The organism is Brachybacterium sp. NBEC-018, from assembly GCF_024860185.1.
In the GTDB taxonomy this organism is placed as follows: Bacteria; Actinomycetota; Actinomycetes; order Actinomycetales; family Dermabacteraceae; genus Brachybacterium; species Brachybacterium rhamnosum.
This window is the reverse complement of the sequence record NZ_CP100650.1, coordinates 538804-561544: the sequence shown is the minus strand read 5'-3', so window position 1 is coordinate 561544 and position 22741 is coordinate 538804. Positions and strand designations below refer to the sequence as shown.

21 protein-coding genes are annotated in these 22741 nt (G+C 73.0%); 13 read left to right on the top strand and 8 right to left on the bottom strand.

The genetic code is table 11. From position 1 onward, the window contains the following. The 4 genes from NLU66_RS02560 to iolD all read right to left on the bottom strand — a co-directional run bounded on the left by NLU66_RS02560 (window position 1) and on the right by iolD (window position 5409). On the bottom strand, window positions 1–870 hold the full coding sequence (locus NLU66_RS02560) for a sugar phosphate isomerase/epimerase family protein (RefSeq protein ID WP_259361391.1): 870 nt from the start codon (window positions 868–870) through the stop codon (window positions 1–3). A 13-nt stretch (window positions 871–883) separates the two neighbouring features. Further along, entirely contained in the window at window positions 884–1828 is a 945-nt protein-coding gene (locus tag NLU66_RS02555; protein WP_259361390.1) for a sugar phosphate isomerase/epimerase, read from the bottom strand. Window positions 1829–1978: 150 nt separating this feature from the next. Beyond that, window positions 1979–3475: a CoA-acylating methylmalonate-semialdehyde dehydrogenase gene (locus NLU66_RS02550; protein ID WP_259361389.1), complete on the bottom strand. Its 1497-nt coding sequence runs from the start codon at window positions 3473–3475 to the stop codon at window positions 1979–1981. Between the two features lie 14 nt (window positions 3476–3489). Continuing rightward, window positions 3490–5409 (bottom strand): 3D-(3,5/4)-trihydroxycyclohexane-1,2-dione acylhydrolase (decyclizing), encoded by a 1920-nt coding sequence (iolD, locus tag NLU66_RS02545; protein WP_259361388.1) that lies wholly within the window; start codon window positions 5407–5409, stop codon window positions 3490–3492. A 297-nt stretch (window positions 5410–5706) separates the two neighbouring features. Here iolD and NLU66_RS02540 point away from each other — a divergent pair, with 297 nt between their 5' ends. The 9 genes from NLU66_RS02540 (at window position 5707) to NLU66_RS02500 (ending at window position 14582) form a co-directional block, all read left to right on the top strand. Continuing rightward, window positions 5707–6900, top strand: coding sequence for a Gfo/Idh/MocA family protein (locus NLU66_RS02540; RefSeq protein ID WP_259361387.1), 1194 nt, complete (start codon window positions 5707–5709; stop codon window positions 6898–6900). A 25-nt stretch (window positions 6901–6925) separates the two neighbouring features. Continuing rightward, window positions 6926–7930, top strand: coding sequence for a sugar phosphate isomerase/epimerase family protein (locus NLU66_RS02535; RefSeq protein WP_259361386.1), 1005 nt, complete (start codon window positions 6926–6928; stop codon window positions 7928–7930). Further along, a complete protein-coding gene (locus tag NLU66_RS02530) occupies window positions 7930–8322 on the top strand; it encodes a tautomerase family protein (protein WP_259361385.1) in 393 nt (130 codons plus the stop codon). Before NLU66_RS02535 ends, NLU66_RS02530 begins: the two co-directional genes overlap by 1 nt. Window positions 8323–8454: 132 nt before the next feature. Next, window positions 8455–9474 (top strand): 5-dehydro-2-deoxygluconokinase, encoded by a 1020-nt coding sequence (gene iolC, locus NLU66_RS02525; RefSeq protein WP_259361384.1) that lies wholly within the window; start codon window positions 8455–8457, stop codon window positions 9472–9474. Beyond that, window positions 9471–10364 carry a deoxyribose-phosphate aldolase gene (locus NLU66_RS02520; protein WP_259361383.1) on the top strand — a complete coding sequence of 298 codons (894 nt, stop codon included), beginning with the start codon at window positions 9471–9473 and terminating at the stop codon, window positions 10362–10364. Before iolC ends, NLU66_RS02520 begins: the two co-directional genes overlap by 4 nt. 20 nt (window positions 10365–10384) lie before the next feature. Then, window positions 10385–11248 (top strand): 5-deoxy-glucuronate isomerase, encoded by an 864-nt coding sequence (gene iolB / locus NLU66_RS02515; RefSeq protein WP_259361382.1) that lies wholly within the window; start codon window positions 10385–10387, stop codon window positions 11246–11248. Further along, window positions 11245–12288 carry a Gfo/Idh/MocA family protein gene (locus tag NLU66_RS02510; protein ID WP_259361381.1) on the top strand — a complete coding sequence of 348 codons (1044 nt, stop codon included), beginning with the start codon at window positions 11245–11247 and terminating at the stop codon, window positions 12286–12288. Before iolB ends, NLU66_RS02510 begins: the two co-directional genes overlap by 4 nt. 26 nt (window positions 12289–12314) lie before the next feature. Further along, a complete protein-coding gene (locus tag NLU66_RS02505) occupies window positions 12315–13775 on the top strand; it encodes a sugar porter family MFS transporter (RefSeq protein WP_259361380.1) in 1461 nt (486 codons plus the stop codon). 51 nt (window positions 13776–13826) lie between these two features. Further along, window positions 13827–14582: a GntR family transcriptional regulator gene (locus tag NLU66_RS02500; RefSeq protein ID WP_137769311.1), complete on the top strand. Its 756-nt coding sequence runs from the start codon at window positions 13827–13829 to the stop codon at window positions 14580–14582. Here NLU66_RS02500 and NLU66_RS02495 read toward each other — a convergent pair whose 3' ends face one another. Beyond that, window positions 14583–15341 carry an SDR family NAD(P)-dependent oxidoreductase gene (locus NLU66_RS02495; protein WP_259361379.1) on the bottom strand — a complete coding sequence of 253 codons (759 nt, stop codon included), beginning with the start codon at window positions 15339–15341 and terminating at the stop codon, window positions 14583–14585. A 172-nt stretch (window positions 15342–15513) separates the two neighbouring features. On the opposite strand from NLU66_RS02495, the gene NLU66_RS02490 reads away from it, so the two are divergent. From NLU66_RS02490 to NLU66_RS02480, 3 genes are read left to right on the top strand one after another with little or no spacing between them, the layout of a single operon-like run. Next, window positions 15514–16365, top strand: a complete 852-nt coding sequence (locus NLU66_RS02490) for a fumarylacetoacetate hydrolase family protein (protein WP_259361378.1) — start codon at window positions 15514–15516, stop codon at window positions 16363–16365. Next, on the top strand, window positions 16362–17102 hold the full coding sequence (locus NLU66_RS02485) for a TSUP family transporter (RefSeq protein ID WP_259361377.1): 741 nt from the start codon (window positions 16362–16364) through the stop codon (window positions 17100–17102). Before NLU66_RS02490 ends, NLU66_RS02485 begins: the two co-directional genes overlap by 4 nt. A 48-nt stretch (window positions 17103–17150) precedes the next feature. Then, window positions 17151–17567: a VOC family protein gene (locus NLU66_RS02480; RefSeq protein WP_259361376.1), complete on the top strand. Its 417-nt coding sequence runs from the start codon at window positions 17151–17153 to the stop codon at window positions 17565–17567. A gap of 7 nt (window positions 17568–17574) precedes the next feature. On the opposite strand, the gene NLU66_RS02475 is transcribed toward NLU66_RS02480, so the two are convergent. Further along, window positions 17575–19071, bottom strand: a complete 1497-nt coding sequence (locus tag NLU66_RS02475; protein WP_259361375.1) for a M81 family metallopeptidase — start codon at window positions 19069–19071, stop codon at window positions 17575–17577. A gap of 131 nt (window positions 19072–19202) precedes the next feature. Between NLU66_RS02475 and NLU66_RS02470 the strand changes: the two genes are divergently transcribed. After that, a complete protein-coding gene (locus tag NLU66_RS02470; RefSeq protein ID WP_259361374.1) occupies window positions 19203–20528 on the top strand; it encodes an alpha-L-fucosidase in 1326 nt (441 codons plus the stop codon). Here NLU66_RS02470 and NLU66_RS02465 read toward each other — a convergent pair. Continuing rightward, a complete protein-coding gene (locus NLU66_RS02465; protein WP_259361373.1) occupies window positions 20487–21905 on the bottom strand; it encodes a 6-phospho-beta-glucosidase in 1419 nt (472 codons plus the stop codon). The genes NLU66_RS02470 and NLU66_RS02465 overlap by 42 nt on opposite strands. Beyond that, entirely contained in the window at window positions 21902–22672 is a 771-nt protein-coding gene (locus tag NLU66_RS02460) for a DeoR/GlpR family DNA-binding transcription regulator (RefSeq protein WP_259361372.1), read from the bottom strand. The genes NLU66_RS02465 and NLU66_RS02460 overlap by 4 nt, the downstream gene beginning before the upstream one ends. Window positions 22673–22741: the final 69 nt, after the last annotated feature.

Genomic DNA, 22741 nt, shown 5'->3' with positions numbered 1-22741 from the left:
TCACTCCCCGCCCAGCTCGGCGAGGATCCGCTCGCGCATCCGGCGGTGGATCGCGTCGGCGTCCTCCTCCCAGCCGAAGACGCACACGGAGACGGTGCCGTCGTAGCCGCGCTCGCGCAGGTAGTTGAAGGCGTCGTCCCAGTCGATCTCGCCCTTGCCGATCTCGTTGTGCTGGTGCACGCGGGCGTCCACCCCGGGCGGGTTCACGATGTAGCGGTTGCCGACGTTCGCCGTGTGGTCGAAGACGTCCGCGATGTGCAGGTGGCGCAGGCGGTCCCCGGCGTACTCCATCATCTGGCGGGGCGTCCTGCGGCCCTGCCCCAGGTGGAAGGCGTGCGGGAAGCAGAACTCGTAGTTCAGCCAGTCGCGGTCCACGCCGCGCACGATCTGCACGGCCCGGTCGTTGTCCTCGACGAAGTCGTAGGGGTGCGCCTCGATCGTGCACTCGAGGCCGTAGCGCTCGAAGTCGGGGATCAGCTCCTCGATCGAGCGGTAGAACTGCGACTCGCTGCGCCGCGGCTGGTTCGGGTCGCCGGAGAACTCGGTCGCGATGAGCGGCACCTCGAGGGCGTCGGCGATCTCGAGCAGGCGCCGCCAGTTCCGCACCTGCGCCTGCCGCTCCTCCTCGTCGGGGCTCGACCAGTCGAAGACGGGGTTGAAGGAGTGGATCCGCACCCCGGTCTCCTTCATCGCCTGCTTCACGTCGGCGATCTGGTGGCGGTCCACCTTGGGGCGGTGGTGCCACTCGTGGAAGTCCGCGCGCGGCGACAGCTCGAGGTAGCGGTAGCCGAGCTCCGCGGCCTTGCGCACCTCGTCCGCGACGCTGAGGTGCGGGTGGTACATGCTCGGATCCAGCAGGACCTTCACCATGGGTGCGCCTCCGTCACTTCACGCCCAGGCCGCACTCGGCCAGGTACTCGCGGGTCGCGATCGCGTTGGGCAGCGGCAGCCCCGGATCGCACGGGTAGAGGTCCTGCTCGCAGATGACGTACAGGTCCCGGTCGAGCGTCGTCAGCTTCGCGACGAGCTCCTTCATGTCCGGCAGGCCGGCGGGCGGGCGCACCGAGGCGCCCTTGGCGACGGCCTCGCCGAAGGGCCAGTCGTTCTCGTGGGCCTGCCGGGTGAGGTCCGGGTCGAAGGCCTTGATGTGCACGTAGCCGATCCGCTCGGGGTAGTCCTCGATCATCTGCACGGGGTCGCCGCCGCCGTAGACGACGTGGCCGGTGTCCAGGCAGAAGGAGACGAGCTCCGGATCCGTCGCCTCGAAGATCCGGGAGATCTCCTCGGGCGTCTCGATGTGGCTGTCGCCGTGGGGGTGCAGCACCATCGTGAGCCCGTAGTCCTCCTTGAGGAGCTTCCCGAGCCGGTTCGCGTTCTGGACGTACAGCCGCCAGGCGTCCCCGGTGAGGTGCCGCTCGTCGGTGAACTCCCAGGTCTTGTCGTCGCGGTACAGCGGTGGCAGGTGCACCATGAACTCCGCGCCCACCTCGGCATGGGTCTGCGCGATCGCGCGGAAGGTGCGCTCGGTCTCCGCCCACGCCTCCTCCTGGTGGAGCACGCCCCAGCCGGTGCCGGCGACGACACGGAAGCCGTGCTCGTCCATCACGGAGCGCAGCTCCGTCGCGTCCTGGGGGAAGTAGCCCCACGGCCCGGTCTCCATGACGGAGAAGCCGGCCTCCGCCATCTCGCCGAGCGCGGTGCGCCAGGGGATCTGCTTCTCGTCCTGCGGGAACCACACGCCCCACTGGTCGGGGCACACGCCGATGGTGAGGCGGTTCTCGGGGTTCCGCGAGCGGTCGACGGCGACGTCGGGGGAAGTGCTGGTCATCAGGGGCATCTCCTTCGATGCGGAGGTCGTGGCTGCTGCTGGCGGTCTTGGCCCGCCCTTCCGGATGGTCCGATTCCGTTCCACTCCGGAGGGCGATCTGGAACGGAATCGGACCTTCGCGGGGGGCGGGTAGGGGTGGGCCCGCCCGGCTCAGTCGTGGGTCGGGAAGCTCATGGAGCTCTCGACGGTCTCGTTCTGCGCGGGCCAGCGGGTGGTGATCGCCTTCTGGCGGGTGTAGAAGCCGACGGCCTCGGGGCCGTGCGCGTGGTGCTCGCCGAACAGCGAGTCCTTCCAGCCGCCGAAGGAGTAGTAGCCCACGGGGGTCGGGATCGGCACGTTCACGCCGATCATGCCCACCTGGATCTCCTCCTGGTAGCGGCGCGCGTAGTGGCCGGAGTCGGTGAAGATCGCGGTGCCGTTGCCGAAGGGCGAGGAGTTCACGAGCGCGACCGCCTCGTCGAAGTTGTCGACGTGCATGACCACGAGCAGCGGCCCGAACACCTCGTCGGTGTAGGTCGGGTGCGTGGCGTCGAGGTCGGTGATGACCGTCGGCCCCACGAAGTTGCCGTTCTCGAAGCCCTCGACGACGAGGCCGCGGCCGTCGACGACGATCCGCCCGCCGGCCTGCTCGGCCTCGTCGGTCATGCGGAGCACCCGGGCCTTCGCGTCGGCGGTGATGACGGGCGGCATGTCCGTCGACGGGTCGGAGCCGGGGCCGACGCGGAGCTTCCTCGCCTCGGCCGCGATCGCCTCGAGGAACCGCTCGTGGACGTCGCCGACGGTCACGGCGACCGGCACGGCCATGCAGCGCTCGCCCGCGGAGCCGAAGGCGCCCGAGGCGATCTGCGCGGCGGCGAACTCGATGTTCGCGTCCGGCATGACGACGGCGTGGTTGTTCGCGCCGCCCAGGGCCTGGACCCGCTTGCCGGTCGCCGAGGCGGCCTGGTGGACGTGCTTGGCGATCGGGGTGGAGCCGACGAAGCTCACGGCGGAGATGCCGTCGTGGGCGCACAGCGCGTCGACGACCTCCTTGCCGCCCTGGACCACCTGGAAGACGCCGTCGGGCAGGCCGGCCTCCTGGTAGAGGCGGGCGACGATGCTCGAGGCGGAGGGGTCCCGCTCGGAGGGCTTGAGGATGAAGGCGTTGCCGGTGGCGATCGCGACGGGGTGCATCCAGAAGGGCACCATCGCGGGGAAGTTGAAGGGCGTGATGCCGGCGACGACGCCGAGCGGCTGGCGCATGGTGTGCGCGTCCACGCCGCTCGAGACGTTCTCGGAGAAGCCGCCCTTGAGGTCCTGGGTGATGGAGGTGGCGAACTCGAGGGTCTCGAGGCCACGGGCGATCTCGCCCTTCGCGTCGGCGACGGTCTTGCCGTGCTCGCGGGTGATGACCTCGGCGATCTCGTCGGTGTGCTCGATCATGAGCTGGCGCATGCGGTAGAGGATCTGGGTGCGCTTGGACAGCGACACCTGGGACCACTCGCGCTGGGCCGCGGCGGCGACCTCGACGGCGCGGTCGACGGTCGAGGCGTCGCCGAGGTGGAGGGTGCCCACCTGCTCGCCGGTCGCGGGGTTCAGGATGGGCTGGGTGGAGCCGCTGCCGGGGGTCTCGGCGCCGGCGATCCAGTGCTGGACGTCGTAGGTCATGTGTCTGTCTCTCCTCAGAGGTAGTGGCGCTGCGGCGCGAGGGCCGCCTCGTACTCGGTGCGGGCCGCCTGGGTGGACTCGAGCCGGCTCGTCGCGGAGACGGGCACGTCCCACCACCCGCTGCCCGGCGGGTGCGGGCCGTACAGGTCGGTGTTGACGACGATCGCGGTGGCGTGCTCGGAGGCCTCGGCGCGGCGGTAGGCGTCGCGGAAGTCGGCGGTGGAGCTGACCTCGGCGACCTCGAGGCCGTAGGAGCGGATGTTCGCGGGGATGTCGAAGGGGAGCTTCTCCCCGTCGAGCAGGCCGCTCTCGCCGCTGCGCATGCGGTACTTCGTGCCGAAGCGCTGGGAGCCGTGGGACTCCGAGAGCGCGCCGATCGAGGACCAGCCGTGGTTCTGGAGGATCACGAGGATGACCTTGAGATCCTCCGCGACGATGGTCGCGATCTCCTGCGGCGCCATCTGGAAGGTGCCGTCGCCGATGATCGCGACGACCTCCGCCTCCGGCGCGGCCATCTTGACGCCGAGGGAGGCGGGCAGCTCGTAGCCCATGCAGGAGTAGCCGTACTCGAGGTGGTACTGCCGCGGGGAGCGGGCCTTCCACAGGGCCTGCAGGTCGCCGGGCATGGAGCCGGCCGCGTTGATGACCACGTCCTCGTCGCCCATGAGCTCGTTGAGCGCGCCGAAGATCTCGGTCTGGGCGGGCAGCTCCTGGTCGTGCGGGGCGAAGCAGGGGGCGACGAGCTCCTCCCAGTCGCTGCGCAGGGCGCGGGCGCGCTCGCCGTGCTCGGCGGGCGCCTGCCAGCCCTGGAGCGCCCCCTGCAGCGCGACGAGGCCCTCGCGGGCATCCGCCACGACCATCTCGGCGGAGTGCTTGGCGGCGTCGAAGGCCTTGACGTTGAGGTTCACGAAGCGCACGTCCGGGTTCCGGAACGCGGTGTGGGAGGCGGTCGTGAAGTCGGTGTAGCGGGTGCCGACGCCGATCACGAGGTCCGCCTCGGCGGCGAGCGTGTTGGCGGCGTCGTTGCCGGTCGCGCCGACGCCGCCGATGCACAGCGGGTGGTCCGCGCTCAGCGCGCCCTTGCCGGCCTGGGTGTCGAGCACGGGGATCCCGGTGGCGTCCACGAAGGCCTCGAGGGCGGCGGAGGCCTCGGAGTAGATCGCGCCGCCGCCCGCGACGAGCACGGGCCGACGGGCCCCGCGGATCGCCTCCGCCGCGCGCTCGAGGGCGGCGGGCTCGGGGACGGGACGGCCCACGTGCCAGGTGCGCTCGCGGAACAGGGCGGCGGGGAAGTCGTGGGCCTCGGCCTGCACGTCCTGCGGGAGGCAGATCGTCACCGCGCCGGTCTCGGCGGGGTCGGTGAGCACACGCATCGCGGCGAGCAGGGAGGGGATGAGCTGCTCGGGCCGCCAGATGCGGTCGAAGTAGCGCGAGACGGGACGGAAGGCGTCGTTGACGGTCACGTCCATGGCGCGCTCGTCCTCGAGCTGCTGGAGCACGGGGTCCACGGCGCGGTTGGCGAAGACGTCGCTGGGCAGGAGCAGCACGGGGATGCGGTCGATCGTGGCGAGCGCGGCGCCGGTGACCATGTTCGTGGAGCCGGGGCCGATCGAGGCGGTGCAGGCGAGGGTCTGCAGGCGGCTGCGGGTGCGGGCGTAGGCGACGGCCGTGTGCACCATGTTCTGCTCGTTGCGGGCCTGGTAGTAGGGCATGTCCGCCTCGCCCTCGGCAGGGTCGACGGCGTTCTGCAGCAGCGCCTGGCCGAGGCCGGCGACGTTGCCGTGGCCGAAGATGCCGAAGGTGCCGGGGATCAGACGCTGCCGGACGCCGTCGCGCTCGGTGTGCTGGGCGGCGAGGAAGCGGACGACGGCCTGGCCGACGGTGAGCCGGATCGTGTCGCTGCCTGCGGTGTCTGCAGGACGGGGGACGCTCATGCTGCCTCCGGGTGACCGGCCGCGCTCCGGGGGAGCGGGCCTCGGGATGGCACCGTCGGGCAGGGCGACTCGACGGTGAGTTCGTACGGGGACCAGCATGACGAGCACGCTCGCCGCTGTCAACACTTTGTCAGAACATGCGATCCCAAGAGAGGTGTCCAAGGCCTTCCATGCGCCGTGGACCGCGTGCTAGCGTCCCCGTTCGTCAGGGTCGATCCGCCGTATCGACAGAACAAACCAGCAATGACGCTCGCGCACTGTGCTGACAAACTCCCCCTTCTCCGACAGGAGCTCTCGATGACGACCGCACCCCTCTCCGTCGCCGTGATCGGAGCCGGCATGGCCGGCCGCACCCATGCCAACGCCTGGCGCCAGGCCGGCACCGTCTTCGACCTGGGCCTGCCGCCGGTGCGCCTCGCGACCATCGCGGACGCCCACCTGCCCTTCGCCGAGGACGCCGCCGCCCGCTACGGGTACGAGAACGCCGTGGGGGACTGGCGCGCCGTCGCCGAGGACGAGTCGATCGACGTGGTCTCGATCGTCGTCGGCAACGCCCTGCACCGCGAGATCGCCGAGGCCATGGCCGCGGCCGGCAAGCACGTGCTGTGCGAGAAGCCGCTCGCCGGGACCCTCGAGGACGCCGCCGCCATGGCCGCCCTCCAGCAGGCGCACCCCGAGCTCGTGCTCGCGACCGGCTACACCTTCCGTCGCAACGCGGCCATCGCGAAGCTCGCGCAGCTCGCCCAGGAGGGCGCGCTCGGCGAGCTCTCCCACCTCGACGCCCGCTACTGGTGCGACTACGGCGCGGACCCGAACGTGCCCATGGCCTGGCGCTACAAGGGCCCCATGGGCACGGGCGCCCTCGGCGACGTCGGCTCCCACCTCGTGGACTCGGCGGAGCTGATCATGGGCCCCGTCGTCGAGGTCTCCGGCGCGCAGCTCGTGCGCACGATCGCCGAGCGCCCCGTCGCGGGCGGCGCCGTCGCGGGCGGGCGCGGTGTCGCCGCGGCGGCCGGCGCCCCCACGGAGGAGGTCGAGAACGACGACATGGCGACCTTCACCGCGCGCTTCGCCTCGGGCGCCGCCGGCACCTTCTCCGTCTCCCGCGTGGCCCACGGCCTGCCCAACTACAAGAACCTCGCGGTGCTCGGCACGGGCGGCACGGCCACTTGGTCGCTCGACCGCACGGGCGAGATCCAGCTCGCGGACTCCTCCTCCCCGGAGGGCCTCGGCGGGCTGCGCCAGGTGCTCGTGAACCCCAGCTTCCCCTACTTCGCCAACGGCTCCTCGATGGCCTTCGGCGGCGTGGGCCTGAACCAGATCGAGCAGTTCACCTACCAGGCCCACGCCTTCCTGCAGCAGGTCGCGGGCATCACCGACGGCGCGCTGCCGCCCTGCGCGAGCTTCGAGGACGGCTACCGCCAGATGCGGATCCTCGGCGCGGTCGCCGACTCCGCCGCGGCCGGCGGCGCGGCCGTCGCGATCGACTGACCCGTCCCCCTGAGAGGAGAGGATCATGAGCTTCACCTACGGCGCCTACACCGCCTGCCTGCAGGACCGCACCCTCCCCGAGGCCCTCGACGTGCTCGCGGGCGCGGGCCTCACCGGCGCGGAGATCAACACCGGCGGCTTCATCCCCTCGCCGCACGCGCACGTGGACGCGCTGCTCGCGAGCGACCGCGCCCGGCGCGAGCTGCTCGCCCAGTTCGAGGGCCGCGGCATGACGCTGAACGGGCTCACCGTCTCCGGCAACCCGCTCTCCCCGCTGCCCACCGAGGGCGTGCCCCACGCCCACGACCTGCGGCGCACGATCGAGCTCGCGGGGGAGCTGGGGGTGCGGGATGTGGTCGCCATGTCCGGCACCCCGGGCTCGGACCCGGGCGCCCGCTACCCCAGCTGGGTCGTGAACCCGTGGAACGGGATCGACCTCGAGGTGCTCGAGTACCAGTGGTCCGTCGCCGTGCCCTTCTGGAAGGAGATCGACGCGCTGGCCCGGGAGCGGGACGTGCGCGTGGCCCTCGAGATGCACCCGCGGAACCTCGTGTTCACGCCGCTGACCTTCGAGCAGCTGCTGGACCGCGTGGAGCCCACGCACCTCGGCGTGAACCTCGACCCCAGCCACCTCTTCTGGCAGCAGATGGACCCCGTGGCCTGCATCGAGCGCCTCGGCTCGCACATCACGCACGTGCACGCGAAGGACACGGCGGTGCTGCCCGGGGCGGCCGTGCGCGGCGTGCTCGACCCGGCCTTCGGCCCGGTGCCGGAGGACCCGGCGGCGCGCACGCCCACGGGCGTGGGGCACTACTGCTCGACCTGGCCGGAGGACCCGGCGTGGCGCTTCGTCGCGATCGGCGAGGGTCACGACGTGGACTACTGGGCGGGCTTCCTGCGGGCGCTCGCCGCGGTGGACGGCGACCTCGCGATCAACATCGAGCACGAGGACGCGGCGTTCGACCGCGTCGAGGGCCTCGAGCGCGGCGCCGGCGCCCTGCTCGCCGCGGCCCGGGAAGCGGGGCTGTGATGCCGCTGGTCCGGATCACGCAGCAGGCCGTGCGCACGCCCGAGCAGTCCCGTCACCTGGCCGATCTCGTCCAGGAGGTCATGCTCGAGCACTTCGCGGCCCCGCCCGGGGACCGCTACCAGATCCTCGAGACGCTGCCCGTGGGCGCGATCATCGCGGAGGACACGGGGCTCGGCATCGACCGCGGCGAGGGCGTCGTGATCGTGCAGATCACCCAGCAGGGGCGCTCGGCCGCGCAGAAGCAGGCGGTCTACGCGGCGCTCGCGGAGCGGCTCGGCGGGGCGGGGCTCGTGCGGCCCGAGGACCTCGTGGTCTCCGTCGTGGAGAACGGGCGGGAGGACTGGTCCTTCGGCCACGGCCGCGCGCAGTTCCTCACCGGTGAGCTCGTCTAGGCGCCGCCGAACAATCTCCGACTTTGTATGGACAAACGCGTGCGGCGGTGCGAGGATGATCCCGACAGGGACGTCGGCCGAGCCGCCGGCGCCCCGCCCGCAACGACGCAGGACCTGGAGGAACGGATCCCCATGGCAGAGCTCGACATCATCACCGTCGGTCGCAGCGGCGTGGACCTCTACCCGCTCGAGATCGGCAAGGGACTCGAGGACATCAGCAGCTTCGGCAAGTTCCTGGGCGGCAGCCCCACGAACGTCGCCGTCGCCGCCGCGCGCCTGGGCCACCGCCCCGCCGTCATCACCGGCGTGGGGGAGGACCCCTTCGGCCGCTACGTGGTCCAGGAGATGGAGCGCCTCGGCGTCTCCGGCCGCTTCGTCGTCCCGAACGGGGAGCTGAACACCCCCATCACCCTGTGCGAGATCTTCCCGCCGGACGACTTCCCGCTGTACTTCTACCGCAGGCCCAGCGCCCCGGACCTGCAGATCGCCCCCGAGCACCTCGACCTCGAGTCGATCCGCGAGGTCCCCCTGTTCTGGTTCTCCGGGACCGGCCTCTCCGAGGAGCCCAGCCGCAGCGCCCACCACGCGGCCCTGCAGGCCCGCGGCCGCACCACGCACACCGTCTTCGACCTCGACTACCGGCCCATGTTCTGGGACTCGGTCGAGGAGGCCCGTGAGCAGTACCGCGAGGCCCTGCGATACGCGACCGTCGCGGTCGGCAACAAGGAGGAGTGCGAGGTCGCCGTCGGCGAGACCGAGCCCGAGCGCGCGGCGGACGCCCTGCTCGAGGCCGGCGTCGAGATCGCGATCGTCAAGCAGGGCCCGCGCGGCGTGCTCGGCAAGACCCGCGACGAGCGCGTCGAGGTCGCCCCCAACCTCATCCAGGTCATCAACGGCCTGGGCGCGGGGGACAGCTTCGGCGGCTCCCTCTGCCACGGGCTGCTCACCGGGCAGTCCCTCGAGGAGACCCTCACCCGCTGCAACGCGGCCGGGGCGATCGTCACGAGCCGCCTCGAGTGCTCGACCGCCATGCCCACCACCGAGGAGATCGACACGCTCCTCGCGGGCGGCGACCCCAACCACGGGCAGACGGTCGAGCAGATGCTCTCCGCGCTGCGCTCCCGCGGCACCGGCCAGGAGGCCCGCGCATGACCGAGTTCGCGACCTCCTACGAGGACGTCACCCGCATCCGCATCGAGGACCCGGCGCGGATCGCACGGCTCGCCGCCTCCCGCTCCCGCCGCACCGTCGCGGACACGGACGGCACGATGATGATCATCGCCGCCGACCACCCCGCCCGCGGCGCCCTCGGCGTCGGCTCGCGGCCCACCGCGATGGCCTCGCGCACCGAGATGCTCGACCGCATGCGGGAGGCGCTCGCCGTGCCCGGCGTGGACGGCGTGCTCGGCACGGCCGACGTCCTCGAGGACCTCCTGCTGCTCGGCGCCCTCGAGGACAAGATCGTCTTCGCCTCGATGAACCGCGGCGGCCTCCAGGGCGGCTCGTGGGAGATCGAGGACCGCTTCACCGCCTACGACGCGGCGTCGATCAAGGCCTCCGGCTTCGACGGCGGCAAGATGCTCACCCGCATCGATCTCGACGACGACCGCACCTCCTTCATCCTCGAGGCGACCGCGCAGGGCGTCACCGACCTCGCCCGCCACGAGCTCATCGCCATGGTCGAGCCGTTCTGGTCCTCGCGGCCCGGCGGCCCCGGCACGAAGGTCGTCAACGACCTCTCCCCGGAGGCCGTGATCCGCTCGATCCACGTGGCCCAGGGCCTCGGCGCGACGAGCGCCTACACCTGGCTCAAGCTGCCCGCGGTGGACGACATGGAGCGCGTCATGGACGCGACCACGCTGCCCACCCTCATCCTGGGCGGCGACCCCGCGCAGGACGACCCCGCGACCCTCCGCGCGACCTGGAAGCGCGCGCTGGACCGCCCCAACGTGCGCGGCCTCGTGGTGGGCCGCACCCTCCTCTACCCGGCGGACGACGACGTCACCGCGGCCGTGGCCGCCTCCGTCGCCATGATCCGCTGACCCACCGGAAGGAGAACCCCATGACCGGGACACAGCTGCACCTCCCCGCCGGCTCGACCGCCCAGGGCCCCTACGACACCGTCGTGGACCCGGGGGAGCGGGACGGCTGGGAGCACACCGGCCTGCGCGTGCTCGCCCTCGAGCCGGGCGGCCGCGCCGAGATCGGCACCGCCCGCACCGAGCTCATGGTCGTCCCGCTCAGCGGCGCCTGCACCGTGACCGTGAGCGACGCCCGCGGCGTGCAGGAGCTCGTGCTGCGCGGCCGCGAGAGCGTCTTCGCGGGGGCGACCGACGTCGCCTACGTCGGCATCGACTCCCATCTCGTCGTCGCGAGCGACGACGGGGGCCGCTTCGCGCTCGCCGCCGCCGTCGCGACCCGGCCCTTCCCGGCCGCGCTGATCCGCGCCGAGGACGTCCCCGCCGAGACCCGCGGCGGCGGCACGATGACCCGCCAGGTGCGCAACTTCGGCACCGTCGGCTCCTTCGACGACTGCGACAGCCTCATCGCCTGCGAGGTCATCACCCCCGGCGGGAACTGGTCCAGCTACCCCGCCCACAAGCACGACGAGACCACGGATTCCGAATCGGAGCTCGAGGAGATCTACTACTACGAGATCCAGGACGCGCCCGCCGGCACGCCCGGCTTCGGCTTCCACCGGACCACCTCGAGCCGCGAGGCGGAGCCGCTGGACCTGCTGGTCGAGGTGCGCTCGGGGGACACCGTCCTCGTGCCCCACGGCTGGCACGGCCCCTGCGCGGCCGCCCCCGGCCACGACATGTACTACCTCAACGTCATGGCGGGCCCCGCCCCGGAGCGCGCCTGGAACATCACCGACCACCCCGACCAGACCTGGGTGCGCGGCACCTGGGAGGAGACCCGATGACCACCACAGCCCCTGCCAGCGACATCCGCGTGGGCGTGATCGGCGTGGGCCAGATGGGCGCCGACCACGTCGCCCGCATCGCCCGCCGCATCAAGGGCGCCCGCGTCGCCGCCGTCACCGACTACTTCCGCGAGAAGGCCGAGGAGATCGCCGCGTCGGTCCCCGGCTGCCGCGTCGTCGACACCCCCGAGGAGCTCGTCGCCGCGGAGGACGTCGACGCGGTGCTCATCGCGAGCCCCGGCCAGTTCCACCGCGACCAGGCGATCGCCTGCATCGACGCCCGCAAGCCCGTGCTCTGCGAGAAGCCGCTCGCCATGAACCCCGAGGACGCCTACGAGGTCGTCGAGGCGGAGGCCGCGGCCCGCGCGGCGACCGGGGTCCCCTACGTGTCCCTCGGCTTCATGCGCCGCTTCGACCGCGAGTACGCGGAGCTGCGGGACGCGATCGCCGCGGACGCGCTCGGCGAGATCAGCCTGCTGAACCTCAAGCACCGCAACGCCCACACCCTGCCCGGCTTCACGGACACGATGATGGTCTACGACTCCGCCGTGCACGAGATCGACGCGATCCACTACTTCCTCGGCGAGCAGGTCACCGGCGTGCAGGTCATCCTGCCCGTCCCCGGCCCGCGCGCCGCCGAGGGCCAGCACGACCCGATGCTGCTGCTCTTCCGCACGGACTCGGGCCGCATCGTCACCGACGAGCTGTACGTCAACACGGCGTCCGGCTACGAGGTGCGCACCGAGGCGGTGGGCTCCGCGGGCATCGCGACCATCGGGCTCGAGCACGGCCGCGTCACCACCCACCAGGAGGGCGGCACCTGGGGCGGGGCGATCCCGGCGGACTTCCGCCCCCGCTTCGTCGACGCCTACGACGCCGAGGTGCAGGCCTGGATCGCCGCGATCGCCGACGGCTCGAACGTCGCCGAGCGCTCCGCGACCTCCTGGGACGGCTACCTCGCCGCCGCCACCTGCCACGCCGCGGAGCAGGCCCTCACCGCCGAGGGCTTCGTCGCGGTCACCGCCCGTCCCCGTCCCTGATCCCTCGACGACAACGGAGTCTCGACATGTCCCACAGTCCTGTCCCCCCGGTCTCCCCGGGCACCACGCAGCTGCCGCCGCTGACCCCGGGCCCCTACAAGCGCCGGCTGGGTCTCGTCGCCCTCGTCGCGACGCTCGGCGGCCTGCTCTTCGGCTACGACACGAGCGTCATCAACGGCGCCGGCGGCTTCATGACCGAGGATCTCGGGCTCTCCGAGATCGGCCTCGGCGTCGCCGTGAGCTCCCTGCTCTTCGCGAGCGCCGTCGGCGCCCTCACGGGCGGCCGGATCTCCGACGCGATCGGCCGACGCACCACCATCCTCGTCATGGCCGTGCTGTTCATCGTGGGCGTCCTGCTCGTGGTGACCGCCCCGGGCCTCGCGCTCGTCGTCGCCGGCCGGATCGTCCTCGGCCTCGCCGTCGGCGCCGCCTCCGTGGTGGTCCCCGTGTTCCTCGCGGAGCTCGCCCCCTACGAGATCCGCGGCTCCCTCGCGGGCCGCAACGAGTTCATGATCGTGCTGGGCCAGCTGCTCGCGATCATCATGAACGCGATCATCGGCAACGTCTGGGGCGAGCAGTTCCCCGGCATCTGGCGGGTCATGTTCCTGCTCGCCGCGATCCCCGCGGTGCTGCTGCTCATCGGCATGGTGCGCATGCCGGAGTCCCCGCGCTGGCTCGTCGAGAAGGGCCGCCAGGAGCAGGCCCTCGAGATCCTCGACCGCCTGCGCCCCGAGGGCCGCGCCGAGCCGGAGCTCGAGGACATCGCGCTCGCCCGCCACGCGGAGTCCCAGCGCACCTCGATGGGCGTCGCCGGGATCCTGAGGAACAGGAACCTCGTGAAGATCGTGCTGATCGGCTGCGGCCTGGGCTTCTTCCAGCAGACCACGGGCATCAACGCGATCCAGTACTACGGCGAGCGGGTGCTCGAGGTCGCGGGCTTCGGCCGCGGCGGCGCGCTCATCGCGAGCATCGCCCCCGCCACGATCTCGGTGGTCGCCGCGGTGGTCGCGCTGCAGATGATGGACCGCTTCAGCCGTCGCAAGACCTTCCTGTGGGGCTACGGCCTGGTCGCCCTGTTCCACGTGCTCATCGGCACGACCGCCTCGGTCATGCCGGAGGGGACCGCGAAGCCGTTCGTGCTGCTCGCGCTCATCACCGCCTTCGTCGGCTCGATGCAGCTGTGCCTGAACGTGGCGACCTGGGTGACGCTCTCGGAGATCTTCCCGCAGAAGATGCGCGCCTTCGGCATGGGCGTGAGCGTGTTCGTGCTGTGGATGACGAACTCGATCCTGGGCCTGTTCTTCCCCTCGATCATCGCGGGGCTCGGGCTCTCCTCGACGTTCTTCGTGTTCGCCGTGCTGAACGTCGTCGCCTTCCTCTTCGTCCTGAGGTGGGTGCCGGAGACCCGCGGCCGGACCCTCGAGCAGCTCGAGGAGGACGTCACGACCGGCGAGATCTACCTCCCGAAGCTCAAGCAGGACAGCTGACAGCGCCCGTATATTTGTCCGGACCAGCATCCGGCGACGAAGGAGCCCGCGATGACCACGATCCCGCCCGAGGGGACCCTCGTGGAGGTCCAGGTCGACCGGTCCTCCTCGACGCCGCTCTACCTGCAGCTCGCGGGTGCCATCGAGGAGGCCGTGCGCTCGGGTGCCCTGCCCCCGGGCAGCCGCCTCGAGAACGAGCTCGCGCTCGCGAAGCGGCTGGGCCTGTCCCGGCCCACGGTGCGCCAGGGCATCCAGGACCTCGTGGACAAGGGCATGCTCGTGCGCAAGCGCGGCGTGGGCACCCAGGTGGTGCAGGCCCCCGTGAGCCGGCAGGTGGCGCTGACCTCCCTCTACGACGACCTGCGCACGGCGGGGAAGTCCCCGCGCACGGAGATCGTCGAGTACCGCGTGGGCCGCCCCTCCCCGGAGGCCGTGGACCGGCTCCAGCTCTCCCCGGGCGACCAGGTGCTCGACCTCCTGCGCGTGCGCTACGCGGACGACGAGCCGCTCGCGGTCATGCGCAACGTGGTCCCCGAGCGGATCGCCCCCTCGCGCGCGGAGCTCGCCGCGAACGGCCTGTACGCGTGCCTGCGTGAGCGGGGCATCGTCTCGGTGCTCGCGCAGGAGCGGATCGGCGCGACCGTGGCGGACGAGGAGCATGCGGAGCTGCTCGACGAGGAGATCGGCGCGGCCCTGCTGACGATGGAGCGGAAGTCCTTCGCGAACGACGGCAGCGTCGTCGAGTACGGCTTCCACGTGTACCGCGCGAGCCGCTACTCCTTCTCGGTGACGCTCGTCGACTCCTGATCAGCGCCGCGTGCGCAGGGTGATCATGCCGCCGTCGATCGCGAGCAGCTGACCGGTCGTGGAGCGGTTGCGCGGGGAGGCGAGGTAGCAGTGCGCCTCGGCGACCTCCTCGGGCTCGACGAGCCGGCCGTGGGGCTGGCGCGCCTCGAGGGCGGCGCGCTCGGCGTCCGGGTCCTCGGCCTTCGCGAGCAGCCGCGCGATCCACGGGGTGTTCGCGGTGCCGGGCACGACGGCGTTCACCCGGATCCCCTCGTGCACCCAGTCCGCCGCCATGGCGAGGGTCAGCGCGGCGACGGCGCCCTTGGTCGCGGAGTAGAGGGCGCGCTCGGGCAGGCCCACCTGCGCGGCGATCGAGGAGGTGTTGACGACGGCGGCGCTCGGGCTCTCCCGCAGGTGAGGGAGGGCGGCGGTGGTCACGCGGGCCACGGAGGTGACGTTGACGTCGAGGGCGCGCGCCCATTCGGCGTCGTCGTTCGCGTCGACCTGGCCCTGGGCGCCGATCCCGGCGTTGTTGATGACGACGTCGATCCCGCCGAGCCGGGCGGCGGCCTCGGCGACGGCCGCCGCGACGCCCGGGGTCGAGGAGACGTCGCAGGCGATCGGGACCGTCCCCTCGGGCGCGCCGTCGGGCGCGAGGTCGAGGACGGCGACGGCGGCGCCGCGGGCGAGGAGCTCGCGGGCGGTCGCGGCGCCGATCCCGGAGGCCCCGCCGGTGACGATCGCGCGGATGCCGGCGAACTCCGGTGCGGTGGTGGTCATGCGTGCTCCTCCTGAGATCGGATGCCTCCGGTGATCCTAGGGGCACGACGTCGCATCGGACCAGGACTTCCCGGCAAGACATCGGAGGTCTGCGGTGGACGGGGCTGGCCCTGGCGCCCCGCGGCTGAGAGGATGCACCGGTCCCGTCACCCCGTCCCGCAGGAGAGCACCCGTGGAGCTACGTCGTCTCGGTCCCGTCGGCCAGGAGCGGCCCGCCGCCGTCCAGGACGGCATCACCTACCGCCTCGACTCGATCACCGGGGACGTGGACGGCGACTTCCTCGCCGCCGGCGGCATCGACCGCGTGCGGGAGCTGCTCGCCGCGGGCGAGCTGCCCGTGTGGGAGGACGCCGACGCCGAGCGCGTCGGCGCCCCGATCGCCCGCCCGCAGGCGGTGCTGTGCATCGGCCAGAACTACGCCGCGCACGCCGCGGAGTCCGGCGCCGCCCTGCCCGCCACGCCGATCCTCTTCCTCAAGCACCCGAACACCGTCGTCGGTCCCCACGACGAGGTCGAGATCCCGCGCGGCGCGGAGAAGGTGGACTGGGAGGTCGAGCTCGGCGTCGTCATCGGCGAGCAGGCCGCCTACCTCGAGGACGAGCAGGCCGCGCTGGCGGTCATCGCCGGCTACGTGACCAGCCACGACGTCTCCGAGCGGGACTTCCAGATCGCGCAGTCCGGCGGCCAGTGGTCCAAGGGCAAGAGCTCCCGCGGCTTCAACCCCCTGGGCCCGGCCCTCGTCCCCGCCGACGAGGTGGACCCGCAGGCCCTGCGCCTGTGGTCCCGCGTGAACGGCGAGCCCCGCCAGGACTCCTCGACCGCGGACATGATCTTCACCGTCGCCCGGATCGTCCACCACCTCAGCCAGTACATGGTGCTCGAGCCGGGGGACCTCATCAACACCGGCACCCCGCAGGGCGTCGCCCTCTCCGGCCGCTTCCCCTACCTGCGCGAGGGCGACACGGTCGAGGTCGGCATCGACGGCCTCGGCGCGCAGGAGCAGACCCTCATCGCCTCCCGGTGACGGAGCTCGGCCTGCCGCTGCTCGCGGGCGCGGCGCTCGCGACCCTCGTGGGCGCGCTCGCCCAGCGCGCGACCGGCATGGGCTTCGCCCTGCTCGCCGCGCCCTTCCTCACCCTGCTGCTGGGGCCCGCGAGCGGGATCGCCGTCGCGAACGTCTGCGGGGCGCTCGCGGCCGCCGTGAGCCTCGCGCAGACCCGTCACGACCTCGACACCTCCCGTGCGGCCGTGCTCGTCCCGATGGGGGTGCTCGGCATCCTCCCCGGCGCGATCGCCGTCGCGCTGCTCCCCGCGGCACCGCTCACGATCGCGGTCGCCGCCGTCGTGCTCGCGGGGCTCGGGGCGACGATGCTGCTGCGCGGGCGCACCCTCCCGCCGTCCCGCCCCCTCGCCGCGGTGGGCGGTCTCGCCGCGGGGTTCATGAGCGTCACCGCGGGGGTCGCGGGCCCGGGCGTCGTGGTCTACGCCCGGGCGACCGGCTGGTCCCAGCGCGGCTTCGCGGCGACCGCCCAGCTCGTCTTCCTCGTGCTCTCCCTCGTCTCCCTCCTCGCCCGGCGCACCGTCCCCGCGCTGCCGCCCGCCGGCTGGGCGCTGCTGCTGCTCGCCCTGGTGGCGGGCCTCGTGGGCGGGCACCTGCTGGCCCCGCGGATCGACCCGGTGCGCGCGATGCGCGCCGTGCTCGTCGCGGCGACGGCCGGGGCCCTGCTCGCCCTCGCCCGTGGGCTCGCGGCCCTACTCTGAGGCCGAGCACCCGGCGCCCGCCGGGGCCGAGCACGGAAGGGCAGTGCGATGAGCGAGAGCAGCACCACCGGGGGCGGTCGTCCCGTCCACTTCGAGATCCAGGCCGCGGACCCGCAGCGGGCCGTCGCCTTCTACACGGCCGTCTTCGGCTGGACCGCCCAGGACTGGTCCGAGTACGCGGGCATGCCCTACTTCGGCGTGAGCACCGGGGAGGGCCCGGGCATCGACGGCGCGATCCTGGGCCGGCCCGGCGGCACGAACCCCGAGGTGGGCGGTCCCGTCATGGGCGCGACCCTCACGATGGGCGTCGCCGACTACGACGCGACCGCCGCGAGGATCCTCGAGGCCGGCGGCACCGAGGCGCTGCCCAAGTACGCCCTCCCCGGCATGGCCTGGCAGGGCTACTTCCACGACACCGAGAACAACGTGCTCGGCATCCACCAGCCCGATCCCGAGGCGAAGTAGCCGCCGCTCAGCGCCGGCCCCGGAGCATCCCCTCCGCCGTCGGCGCGGGGATCTCCGGGTCGAAGGGGATCATGGGCCGCGCGATCCGGGAGTGGCCCAGGCGCAGCAGGTCCTGGTCCACGCCGCCCGGGGTGAGGGCGAGGCGCCAGTCCGCGGCGGCCTCGTACTGGTCCGGCTCGAGGTAGCCCATCTTCACGACGACCACGTCGGGCCCGGTCATCGAGAGTCCCAGGCGCTCGTACATGCCGCGGGTGGCCCACTGCGAGCGGCGGGCGGTGACGACGACCGTGAGGCCCGTCGGCCGGCCGTCCTCGAGCACGCGCAGCGCGGCGGAGCGCCCCGTCCCGGGGGCCTCGTCGAGCGCCTCGACCTGCAGCGCGAGCGGCACGGGGCCCGGCTCGCGGGCGTCGATCCGCCCGCCCACCTGCGCCTCGAACCGGCCGCCGGGGCTGGACTCGTGGGCGGCGGCGGTGGTCTCCGGGTCCACGAGGGAGACGAGCAGCGCGCTGACCTCCCCGGAGCGGATCTCCTCGCGCGCGGCGAGGCGGGCGAGGCAGAACGTCGTGTCGTCGGCGCCGCCCGCGCCGGGGTTGTCCCCGGAGTCGGAGATCCAGAAGGGCCGGGCCGACGAGGCGATCGCCTCGTCGAGGCAGTCCTCGAAGCTGCCCGTGGGCGCGACGAAGACGAAGTCGTGCCGCACCTCCCACAGGGCCGTCGCGAGCTCGAGGGCGGCGGCGTCCACCGCCTCCGGGTCCTCGCCGTGGGCGACGATCGCGGCCTGGCAGCGGGGCTGGTCCGCCCAGGCGAAGCCGATCCAGCAGGAGACGTCGGTGACGCCGGGGCGCTGCGTGATCGCGGGGATCCGGGCGTAGAGCGAGCGGGCGGGCTCGATGCGGGTGGAGGTCTTCTCCCCGGGCAGCAGGATCGGCACGTGCACGAGCGAGCGGTGGGGGCGCGGCCCGCCGTCCCGCACCCGGGCGGCCGCCGCGACGAGGTCCGCGAGGCCGCGCTCGCGGGTCTCCCAGGCGTCGATGTGCGGGGCGTGGCGGTAGCAGGTGAGCAGGTCGCAGTGCTCGAACAGGGTGGGGGAGACGTTGCCGTGGAGGTCCATGGCGGTGCCGACGACGACCTCCTCGCCGATCACCGCGCGGATCGCCGTGACGAGGTCCCCCTCGGCGTCGTCGAGGCCCACGACGCTCATGGCGCCGTGCACGTCGAAGAAGACGCCGTCGAGCGGGCCGGCGGCGGCGAGGCCCTCGCAGATCTCCTGCTTCCACCGCGCGTAGACCTCCGCCTCGAGCTGCCCGCCGGGCAGGGCGCGCGCGTGGAGCACGCCCACGTACTCGGCCTCGGGCGGGGTGAAGGGGTAGCGGTCGAGGATCTCGGCCGTGCCCCGGCGCACCTCGAAGTCCGCCTCCCCGGAGCGGTACGGGGTGAAGGTCGAGGACTCGATCGCGATCCCGGCGATCGCGATGCGGGGGAGAGGGGCGGGGGTGCTGGTCATGGTGCCTCGCAGAGCGGTGGATGTCCCCCGGCTACGGTCCGGTCACGAAGGCGCCGCAGGGGTGAAGCGCTTAACGTCCAGTGTGCAGACTGGACCCGTCGACGACGACCCCCGACACGACGGGACCTCCCATGATCAGCTTCGAGCATCGCCACGGCCCCGCCGGTGCCGCCCCCGCGAGCGCCTACCCCGACCTCACCGTTCCCGACTGGTACCGCGACGCGAAGCTCGGCGTCTTCGTCCATTGGGGCCTGTACTCGGTCCCCGCCTGGGCGGACGTGCTGGATCGCGACGACGTCACCGCCGAGAACGCCTACGCCCGCCATCAGTACGCCGAGTGGTACGCGAACACGGTGCGCATCGAGGGCAGCCCCACCCGCGCACGGCACCTCGAGACCTACGGTCCCGGCCACACCTACGAGGACTTCGCCGAGGACTGGCACCCGGACCCCGCCGCCCCCGCCGCGATCGCGGCCCTCGCCCGCCGCGCCGGCGCCCGCTACCTCGTCCCCACCACGAAGCACCACGACGGCTTCTGCCTCTGGGACACCGGCACCACGCCCTTCAACGCCGCGCGTCGCGGGCCGGGCCTCGACCTCGTCGACGCCTTCGCCCGGGCCGCCCGTGCGGAGGGGCTGCGGCTGGGTCTGTACTTCTCCGGCGCGCTCGACTGGCACGTGAGCGACCTGCCCCCGATCACGTCGGACGAGGAGCTCTTCTCCCTGCGCCGTGACGACCCCGTCTTCGCGGCCTACGCCGCGGGGCAGCTGCGCGAGCTGATCGCCCGGTTCCGCCCCGAGCTGCTGTGGAACGACATCGACTGGCCGGACGCCGGCAAGGGCGAGGGCCCCGACTCCCTCGTCCAGCTGCTGCGCGACCACGCGGACCTCGTCCCCGGCGCGGTGGTCGACGACCGCTGGGGCGTGCCCGCGCACGGCGTGCTCACCCGCGAGTACCAGCACGTCGACGCGGTCCAGGACGAGGTCTTCGAGGCGACGCGCGGGCTGGGGCTGTCCTTCGGGCACAACGCGGAGGAGTCCCCCGAGCACGCCCTCGACGGTCCCGCGCTGATCCGCCTGCTCGTGGATGTCGTCTCGAAGAACGGGAACCTGCTGATCAACGTGGGCCCGCGGGCGGACGGCTCGGTCCCCGACCTGCAGGCGCATCCCCTCGAGGAGCTCGGCGCCTGGCTCGACGTGCACGGGGCGGCGGTCTTCGGCACCCGCCCCTGGTTCCACGAGGCGGTGCGGGTCCCGCCCACCGGGGTGCGCTTCACGATCGGCGACGGCCTCCTGCACGCCCTGCTGCTGGACCCCGCGGCGGGGCCCGTGGAGCTCGACGAGGAGGTCTCCGCGGCGCTGCGCGAGCGGGCCGTCGTCCCCGGTGAGGGCCGCGTGCGCCTGGACCCGGGGGACTCAGCGGAGCCGGTCGCCGCGGTGGCCTTCCCGCTCGCCTGAGAGCAGCGCCGCGATCCGCGGGTGCCCCGCCTCGTAGCCGGCGAGCAGCTTCGCCCCGAGCTCCGGGGAGCTCACGAGCGGATGCGTGGAGAAGCCCTCCCAGGCGGCGTCCCGGGACCCGGTGCGGGCCGCCTCGAGGATCGACCGCTCCGCGGAGCGCAGGGAGGACATGAGCCCCAGCCGTCCCAGCTCCACGGGGCCGACGGGCAGCGGGTGCACGCCCGCGCCGTCGACCTCGCAGAGCACCTCGAGCACGAGGTCCTCGGGCAGCTCGGGGACGATCCGGTCGCCGCTCGCCGTGCGGTTGCCGACGTCGAGGATCATGCGCTCGCCGCGGCCGGTCGCGATCGCCGTCATGAGCCGCAGCGCGACCTCCTGGTAGCCGCCGCCGGCGACGTCCTCCTCGCGCCGCTCCTCGTCGCGGGACTCGGCCATGTAGGTCGCCTCCCGCTCGTGGAGGGTCGAGCTCCACAGCTCGAGCGGGGAGGAGCAGCAGGCCTCCGGCGCGGCCGCGTCGTAGAAGCGGCCCTGCTGGGCGGCGAGGAACTCCCCGCGCGTCTGCTCGGCGGAGCGGATCCGCGCGATCGCCGCATCGGTGTGCAGGTAGTAGTAGAGGTACTCGTTGGGGAGGGCGCCGTCCGCCCGCACCCAGTCCTTGCCGATCAGCCGCGCCTCCTCGATCTCCTCGAGGGCGGCGTCGTCGGCGAGCAGGCCCGGCAGGCGCTCGGTGCCGTCGACGGTGACCGAGCGCAGCCAGCCCAGGTGGTTCAGGCCCACGTAGTCGATGCCCGTCCCGGGGGTGCCCGCGACGAGGTCCGCGCCGAGCAGCCGCCCCACGCGCCGCACGAGGCCGATGGGGGTGTCGCAGATGCCCACCACGCGCTCGCCGAGCACACCCCGCATGGCCTCGGTGACGATCCCGGCGGGGTTCGTGAAGGTGATGGTCCACGCCTCGGGGGCGACGTCGGCGATCGTGCGCGCGACCTCGAGGGCGACGGGCAGGGTGCGCAGGGCGTAGGCGAGGCCGCCGGGGCCGATGGTCTCCTGGCCCAGCAGGCCCAGGTCCAGCGCGACCTTCTCGTCGACGATCCTGCCCTCCGCGCCGCCCACGCGGATCGCGGAGAACACGAAGTCCGCGCCGGTCACGGCCTCGCGGAGGTCCGTCGTGGCACTCAGCCGCGGCAGGCGCGCGGCACGCCCCTCCGCCACGAGGCGCCGGCCCTGCTCCTCGATGACGGCGGTGATCGTCGCGAGCCGCGCCGGGTCCACGTCGTGCAGGGCGACCTCGTCGACGACGAGCCCGGTGGCCCCGGTCGCGACGGCCTCGTGGACGAGGGGCACGCGGAAGCCGCCCCCTCCCAGGATCGTGAGCTTCATGGCAGCAGCACCTCCAGCGCGGAGTCCTCGGGGAGGTCCAGCGCATCGGTCGCGGGCGGGCGGTCGGTCACCAGGGCGGTGAACGCGGTCAGGGGCGCGACCTCGAGGAAGCCCGTCCCGGGCAGCTTCGTGTGGTCGGCGAGCAGGTAGGCGCGGCTCGAGATCCCGAGCAGGCCGCGCTTGATCCCCACCTCGCTGGGCGTCGAGTCGAGCACGGTGCCGTCGGCCCGGATGCCGGACGTGCCGAGGAACGCGCGGTCCACGCGCACCTGGCGCAGGGCGGACTCGGTGAGCGTGCCCACGAGGGAGCGGTAATTGGGGCGCAGCAGCCCGCCGAGCACGACGACGTCGACGTCGGGTGCGTCGGCGAGGGCGTTGACGACCGCGAGCGAGGCGGTGACGACGGTGAGGGAGCGGTGCTCGAGCAGCGGGCAGAGCGCGGCGACGGTCGTGCCGATGTCCAGGGCGATGACGTCGCCGTCCTGGATGCAGGCGGCGGCGCGCACGGCGACCCGGCGCTTGGCGGCGGAGGCCGTGCCGGCGACGTCGGCGAAGGGGCGGGGATCGGCCTCGGGGCGGATGCTGCCGCGCACGTCGCAGGCCCCGCCGCGCACGCGCCGCACGGCGCCGGCGGCGGCGAGCAGCTCGAGGTCGCGGCGGATCGTGGCCTCGGAGACCTCGAGCTCGGCGGCGAGGCGGGTCACCGTCGCGGAGCCCTGGCGGCGCACGAGGGCGACGACGGCCTCGTGGCGCTCCTCGCTCAGCATGGCGCCACGCTAGCATCGAGCACTCAACTTCGAGCAGGCGCGCGCAAATCCGTGCAACCACGGTCATGC